Genomic DNA, 6,123 nt, shown 5'->3' with positions numbered 1-6,123 from the left:
GGCGACGGACATCGATGGTAAGATGCGCACCTTCGACGATATCTACGGCCGCGACGCGCCGGTGTTGGCGAGCCTGGATCAGCCGCGGGTGGACGACAGGTCTAACGCAATCGACGATGAGGTGATCGTGATCGAGAACGATCCGCGCGGGGAGGCGTGATCAGAAAGCGTCATCCTCATCCATCAGATTAGCGATGACGTAGTGGCGGTAGAAAAAGGCGGCGGGCAAGCCAAAGATTAGTGCGGGCCATCCATCGAACCAGCGATAAGGCTGATCGCTGCTGTAGCTGGGCGCAAAACTGCCGGCCAGGAAGCTGGCTAAGATTGCTACGACCACAGCGAGGAAAAGGCTCCAACGTTCACGGATGCGCGCTCCGAGCACCCATGCAACCGGCAATCCGATGATCAGCAGCATGGCACCCGTAACAAAGCTCGCTCCGAGCAAAGCGAATACGGAGAAAAAGCCGGCGAACATCAGAAAGCTGGCGATTTCCTCAAGGCTATCGGAAGTCGGAAACGCAAAGAAAAACATTATCGCAAACAGCCCCGCCAGGCCGGTAACCGCGCTCGCCAAGCTAGCCGGTAATATCGCCGACAATTGGGGTGGACCGCCGAGCCCGTAGGACGGCCTATACGGCACCTCTAATACACCCCAGGCATATACCGCTGCGCCGCGTTTGGCTGTTCGGGCTGCAACATCTGCATCTGCTCCGCGCGGGTCAGCATTCGGCCATCGTCTTGCAGGCCGAGGCTGTCGGCGAACAGCAGGCGCCCGCCCGACAGGTTGAGCAGCGCCACGCGAAACTGCTTCTCGCCCAGAGCAAAACACCCGTTCGAACGCCCGAGCCGCCCCCAGCGATCGATATGCGACGGCTCGGCATAATCGGCGCGGTGCATGACGATATAGCGTTCGAGCGCATTGCTGTTGGTCTCGTTCAGCCCGCCGAGCCGGACCGATGTGCCGTAACGCCCGACATACCATTCCCACGTCACATAGGCCCCGCGGCTGGTCGCGTTGGAGCCTTCGACATTGGAGTAATGATTGAGCCACCCATCATGCTCGGGATCGGAGCCGGTGCCGTGGCTGACATGGTAGGACTGCACTTCTTCGCGGTCGAGATTGACGAAGTGAAACCGGCGCTGAGCGGAGTGCACGCCATAGTCGGCAATGCCGACGATATCGCGGCGCCAGATCGCATCGCCCGCCTTGTCGAGCTCTCGCTTGGCGATCTCGAACAGCGAGCGGTCGCGCGGCGAACCGGCGCGCGGCTGTGCGGCGATCCTTGTCGGCAGAGCCAGCGTTGCCCCGGCGACAAGCGTAGTCTTCAAAAGATCGCGGCGGTTCATGACAATACTACTATCACGGCAATCCTAGCGTTCCGGTGAATATTCTAGCGCGTCATCGCGGCGCGTTGCAATGGCGCAAACCTCCGCATTAGCATCCGCCATCGCCAGCATCGAGCGAGCGTGGCGCGCCGCGACTTCGCGCTGATCGTCGCCATACCCACCGCCCAGAGCCGAAGCGATGGGAAGCCCGCGCTGCCGCGCCTGGCTCACCACGAAGCGATCGCGGCTTTCCAGGCCCTCGTCGGTCAGGGCAAGCCGACCCAGCTTGTCATCCACATGCGGGTCGACCCCGGCCTGATAGAAGACAAAGTCGGGCTCGAACTGGTCAATCACGTCGGGAAGATGCCGGTCGAGCGCTTCCATGAACCCGTCATCATCAAGGCCATCTGGCAGGGCAACGTCTCGATTGGAGCGCGCCTTCCTTACCGGAAAGTTCTTCTCGGCATGCAGCGACAAGGTGAACACGTCGTCGCGCGCGGCTGTGAGGCTGGCAGTGCCATCGCCCTGGTGTACGTCGCAATCGACAATCAGGATCCGGCGCGCATCTCCTTGCGCGATCAGGCGGTTCGATGCGACGGCGAGGTCGTTGAACACGCAATAGCCTGCGCCTGTATGGCTGAGCGCATGGTGGCTCCCGGCGGCGCTGTTGGCGGCATAGCCATGTTCGAAGGCGAGCTGCGCGGCGAGCCATGTTCCGCCATTGGTATGGCGGACGCGGTCACGGATCCGCGCGGTCACCGGGAAGCCGATGCGACGTTCCTTCTCGCGCGGGACCTGGACGTCGAAAACTTGAGCGACATAGGCCGGGTCGTGCACCGCCTCAAGCCATTCGCGCGGCATCGGGTCGGGCGCATGTTCGGTGATTGCAGCGCCGCTTTCGCGCAGCACCACCACGACAAGCTGGTACTTGTCGAATTTGAAGGTCCCACGCTCAGGACGCGGGGCCATGTAATCGGCATGGTGAACGACGTGGAGCATGCTTAGCCCCCAAATGTGTGGTCGAACACGATCTTGCAACCGAGCGCGATCAGGACGCAGCCACCGACGATCTCCGCCGGACGCCCCAGCCGGTCTCCGGCGACCCGCCCGATCGCGATCCCGGCAAGCGAAAGCGCGAAGGTCGTCGCAGCTATGATCGCAGCTGCAGGGAGGGGCGCGATCTCCAGCGTGGGCAAGGTTGCGCCGGCAGCCAGCGCGTCGATACTGGTGGCGAGTGCCGCCATAGACAGGGCTGTGAAGTTGAAGGCCGGAGGCGCCGTCTCATCGCCAGAATCACGGATCATCTGCAAGCCGATCCCCGCCAGCAGCGCAAAGGCGATCCAGTGGTCGAATGTGGCGACCAACGGCATGGCAATCGCGCCGAGGCCCCACCCGATCAGCGGCATGACCCCCTGCGCCAAGGCGAAGGCTGTTGCGATGACGAGGCTCGGCCCGATCGCGGGACGCTGCCGCGCGCCCTGCGCAAGCGCCACGGCAAAGGCATCCATCGCGAGTGCGACGGCGAGCAGGATCGTCTCACCCATGCGATCGCTCACCCAGGGATGCGGGCGAGGTGGTCGGCATCGGTCGTACGCTGGTTATTCTGCCGCTTCGGCAGGCACTGCGTGCGGGTCGAATGCCGCCTCTTCGCCCGCTTCGATCCGGGCAGCCTTCTCTTCGACCAGACGCACGATGTGGTCGAGCATGTCTTCGTCCTCGATCGTGTGTGCTTTCATGCCGGAGAGGTAGACCATATGCTTGCCCGAACCGCCGCCGGTAAGGCCGATATCGGTTTCGCGCGCTTCTCCGGGGCCATTGACGACGCAGCCGAGCACGCTGAGACTCATCGGAGTCTTGATGTGTTCGAGACGCTTTTCGAGCGTTTCGACCGTGCGGATCACGTCGAAGCCCTGGCGCGAGCAGCTCGGACACGACACGACGCGCACGCCGCGGGTGCGCAGGCCCAGTGCCTTGAGCATTTCGTAGCCGACCTTGACCTCTTCCTCCGGCTCGGCCGAAAGCGAGACGCGGATCGTGTCGCCGATCCCGGCCCAAAGCAGCGAACCCATGCCGATGCTCGACTTGACCGTCCCGCCAATGAGGCCGCCCGCTTCGGTGATGCCGAGATGCAGCGGGCAGTCCACCGTTTCGGCCAGCCCGTGATAGGCGGCGACGGCGAGGAACACGTCTGACGCCTTCACCGCGACCTTGAATTCGTGGAAGTCGTGGTCCTGCAACAGCTTGATGTGGTCGAGCGCGGACTCGATCAGCGCTTCGGGGCAGGGCTCACCGTATTTCTCGAGGAGGTCTTTCTCCAGGCTCCCGGCATTGACCCCGATGCGGATCGCGCAGCCATTGGCCTTCGCCGCGCGGACCACTTCGGCGACCTTTTTCGAATTGCCGATATTGCCCGGATTGATGCGCAGGCACGCCGCGCCGCCATCGGCAGCTTCGAGCGCGCGCTTGTAGTGAAAGTGGATGTCGGCAACGACAGGGATATTGGCCGCACGGGTGATGAGCGGAAATGCGGCGGTTGCTTCCTCGGTCGGGCAGGAGACACGGATGATGTCGCAGCCTACTTCCTCGCAGCGGCGGATCTGATCGATCGTCGCGCCTGCATCCTCGGTTGGCGTGTTCGTCATGGTCTGGACGGTGATCGGCGCATCGCCGCCGACGGGCACGTCGCCGACCATGATCTGACGGCATTCGCGCCGTTCGATGGTGCGCCAGGGACGAAGGGCATTCATGTGTCGCAGTTTTCCACGTCTGCGCCGGGCCGCCGGGCTCCGGCATGGTTAGGCGCGCGGGAGGGAGACCGGACGTCCAACCCTGCGCGTGTCCTCCTTATGGCAATGCCGCGGCGAATTTGCGAGCCTTTCCGACGATAGGCACGGTCCCCAGGGTTACTGGGTGAAACCTTGACCTTTGCTCCCGCTCGTCCACCATCGAGCGAAAAAGGGGCGGTAATGGACCATAACTACAGGAATGCATCCGAACTGCGCAGCGCGCGGGCGAGCTGGCTGATGCGCGCGGTAACGTGGGTAATGGCGCGACGCACCCCGGTCTTTCCCCACACCGCCGACGAATTTCGCGCGCACATGGCCGGGCGCGAAGAACCGGTGGACGCGCCGTTGCCGGAAAAGCTGGCGCGTCAATTTCGGGTGGATCGCTGGGAGGCGGAAGGGCACAGGGTCATCACGCTGCATCCCAAGGGCGGACCGGGACGCTGGCATATGCTCTATTTTCACGGCGGTGGCTTCGTCCTGCCGATGTTCAAGGAGCACTGGCCGCTTGCCGCGGCGATGGTGGAGCGCTGCGGGATCAGCGTCACGCTGCCGCTTTATCCTGTGGTGCCCGAGCATGATGCGAGCGCGCAGGACGCGCTGGCCGACGCCACCTTTGCAAAAATCGCTGCCGAGCATGATCCTGCCCGCATCGTCCTCAACGGCGACAGCGCGGGTGGGCATATGGCGCTCAGCCTCGCGCTCAGGCTGTCGCGGGCAGGCGGTCCGCAGCCCGGTCGCCTCGCGCTGTTCGCGCCGTGGCTGGATTTGGCGCTTGAAGACCCGGCCATCGCCGCGGTTGAGCCGCACGACATCATGCTCAAGATCGGCACCTTGCGCGCATGCGGAGAGATATTCGCCGGGGAGCGGGATGTGGTTGGCGCCGATCTCAGCCTGTTGCGCACTTCGTTGGAGGATCTTGCCAAACTCCCACCGACCCGCATCTGGACCGGGCGGCACGACCTCTTCATCGTCGATAGCCGCACCTTCGTCGCGCGCCTCGTCGAAGCGGGCGTGGATGCAAAGCTCTACGAATACGAAGCCGCGCCGCATGTCTTCATGGCGATCACCCCGACGCGCGAGGCGAAGGATACGCTGGCGCTGCTGAAGGATTTTCTCGGGTCGAACTGAGGCTGGCAGCGCGCGGATTTTGGAGCTAGCGTCGCGCCCATGAAAAAGCTCTTCGTCACCGCTCTCGCCCTTTGCCTGCCGTCCTCGCTTACCGCGCAGCCCGCCGAAGAAGGTGAACCGCGCTGGTCGATTGCGATCCATGGCGGGGCCGGCACGCTCGATCCCGATGTCATGTCGCCCGAGCGGCGCGCGGCTTACGAAGCGGCGCTGCAGAACGCGCTCGATGCGGGCGCCGCAATCCTGGCCGATGGGGGCAGCGCGATCGCGGCGGTCAGGGCCGCGATCGTGCCGATGGAGGATGATCCGCTGTTCAATGCCGGGCGCGGCGCGGTCTTCACCTGGGACGGGGTGAACGAACTCGACGCCTCGATTATGGATGGGCGCGATCGCAGCGCAGGGGCGGTGACGGGGGTGACGAGTATCAAGAACCCCATCCTGCTGGCCGATTCGGTGCGCACCGAAAGCGAACACGTCTTCCTGATGGGTGAGGGCGCGGAACAGTTTGCCGCGACGCAGGACATCGAAACCGTCGGCTCCGAATGGTTCGCGACCGAAGCGCGGCGGCAATCGCTTGAACGGATGAAGGCGGAGGAGATGTCCGCGCTTGATGTCGATACGAAGTTCGGCACGGTCGGCGCGGTGGCGCTGGACATGGACGGCAACCTCGCGGCGGGGACTTCGACCGGCGGCATGACCGGCAAGCGCTGGGGCCGGATCGGGGACGCTCCGGTGATCGGCGCCGGCACGTATGCGGACAATCGCGCGTGCGCCGTTTCGGCGACTGGGTGGGGGGAGTATTTCATCCGGGTGGGGGTGTCGCAGGAGATTTGCACGCGGATAAGGCTCGCGCCGCCAGGGGATGCGGAAGGCTTAAGTGAAGCAG

General features: G+C 64.1%; 7 protein-coding genes. 2 read left to right on the top strand and 5 right to left on the bottom strand.

The features are described 5' to 3' along the window. Positions 1 to 160: 160 nt before the first annotated feature. From V2I30_RS05620 to ispG, 5 genes are all read right to left on the bottom strand, one after another. Positions 161 to 574, bottom strand: coding sequence for a hypothetical protein (locus V2I30_RS05620; protein ID WP_330661100.1), 414 nt, complete (start codon positions 572 to 574; stop codon positions 161 to 163). A 68-nt stretch (positions 575 to 642) separates the two neighbouring features. Further along, the gene (locus V2I30_RS05615; protein WP_330661099.1) at positions 643 to 1,347 is read right to left on the bottom strand and encodes a murein L,D-transpeptidase catalytic domain-containing protein; all 705 of its coding nucleotides are present in this window, start codon (positions 1,345 to 1,347) and stop codon (positions 643 to 645) included. 24 nt (positions 1,348 to 1,371) lie between these two features. Beyond that, the gene (locus V2I30_RS05610) at positions 1,372 to 2,325 is read right to left on the bottom strand and encodes a histone deacetylase family protein (RefSeq protein WP_330661098.1); all 954 of its coding nucleotides are present in this window, start codon (positions 2,323 to 2,325) and stop codon (positions 1,372 to 1,374) included. Between the two features lie 2 nt (positions 2,326 to 2,327). Next, positions 2,328 to 2,870 carry a manganese efflux pump MntP gene (locus tag V2I30_RS05605; RefSeq protein ID WP_330661097.1) on the bottom strand — a complete coding sequence of 181 codons (543 nt, stop codon included), beginning with the start codon at positions 2,868 to 2,870 and terminating at the stop codon, positions 2,328 to 2,330. Between the two features lie 54 nt (positions 2,871 to 2,924). After that, positions 2,925 to 4,073 carry a flavodoxin-dependent (E)-4-hydroxy-3-methylbut-2-enyl-diphosphate synthase gene (ispG, locus tag V2I30_RS05600; RefSeq protein ID WP_330661096.1) on the bottom strand — a complete coding sequence of 383 codons (1,149 nt, stop codon included), beginning with the start codon at positions 4,071 to 4,073 and terminating at the stop codon, positions 2,925 to 2,927. 219 nt (positions 4,074 to 4,292) lie between these two features. On the opposite strand from ispG, the gene V2I30_RS05595 reads away from it, so the two are divergent. Both V2I30_RS05595 and V2I30_RS05590 read left to right on the top strand, forming a co-directional pair. Continuing rightward, on the top strand, positions 4,293 to 5,240 hold the full coding sequence (locus V2I30_RS05595; protein WP_330661095.1) for an alpha/beta hydrolase: 948 nt from the start codon (positions 4,293 to 4,295) through the stop codon (positions 5,238 to 5,240). A 39-nt stretch (positions 5,241 to 5,279) separates the two neighbouring features. Then, the coding region (locus V2I30_RS05590) for an isoaspartyl peptidase/L-asparaginase family protein (RefSeq protein ID WP_330661094.1) at positions 5,280 to 6,123 on the top strand (844 nt) is incomplete at its 3' end.

The sequence above is a fragment of the Erythrobacter sp. genome, assembly GCF_036351135.1.
GTDB lineage: Bacteria > Pseudomonadota > Alphaproteobacteria > Sphingomonadales > Sphingomonadaceae > Erythrobacter.
The sequence above is the reverse complement of the archived record's forward strand: the minus strand, read 5'-3'. Positions and strand labels throughout refer to the sequence as shown.

Bases quoted from the DNA above. Each gene is read 5' to 3' on its own strand.
- V2I30_RS05595 (WP_330661095.1), top strand. From the start codon at position 4,293: ATGGACCATAACTACAGGAATGCATCCGAACTGCGCAGCGCGCGGGCG.
- V2I30_RS05615 (WP_330661099.1), bottom strand. From the start codon at position 1,347: ATGAACCGCCGCGATCTTTTGAAGACTACGCTTGTCGCCGGGGCAACG.
- V2I30_RS05605 (WP_330661097.1), bottom strand. From the start codon at position 2,870: ATGGGTGAGACGATCCTGCTCGCCGTCGCACTCGCGATGGATGCCTTT.
- ispG (WP_330661096.1), bottom strand. From the start codon at position 4,073: ATGAATGCCCTTCGTCCCTGGCGCACCATCGAACGGCGCGAATGCCGT.
- V2I30_RS05610 (WP_330661098.1), bottom strand. From the start codon at position 2,325: ATGCTCCACGTCGTTCACCATGCCGATTACATGGCCCCGCGTCCTGAG.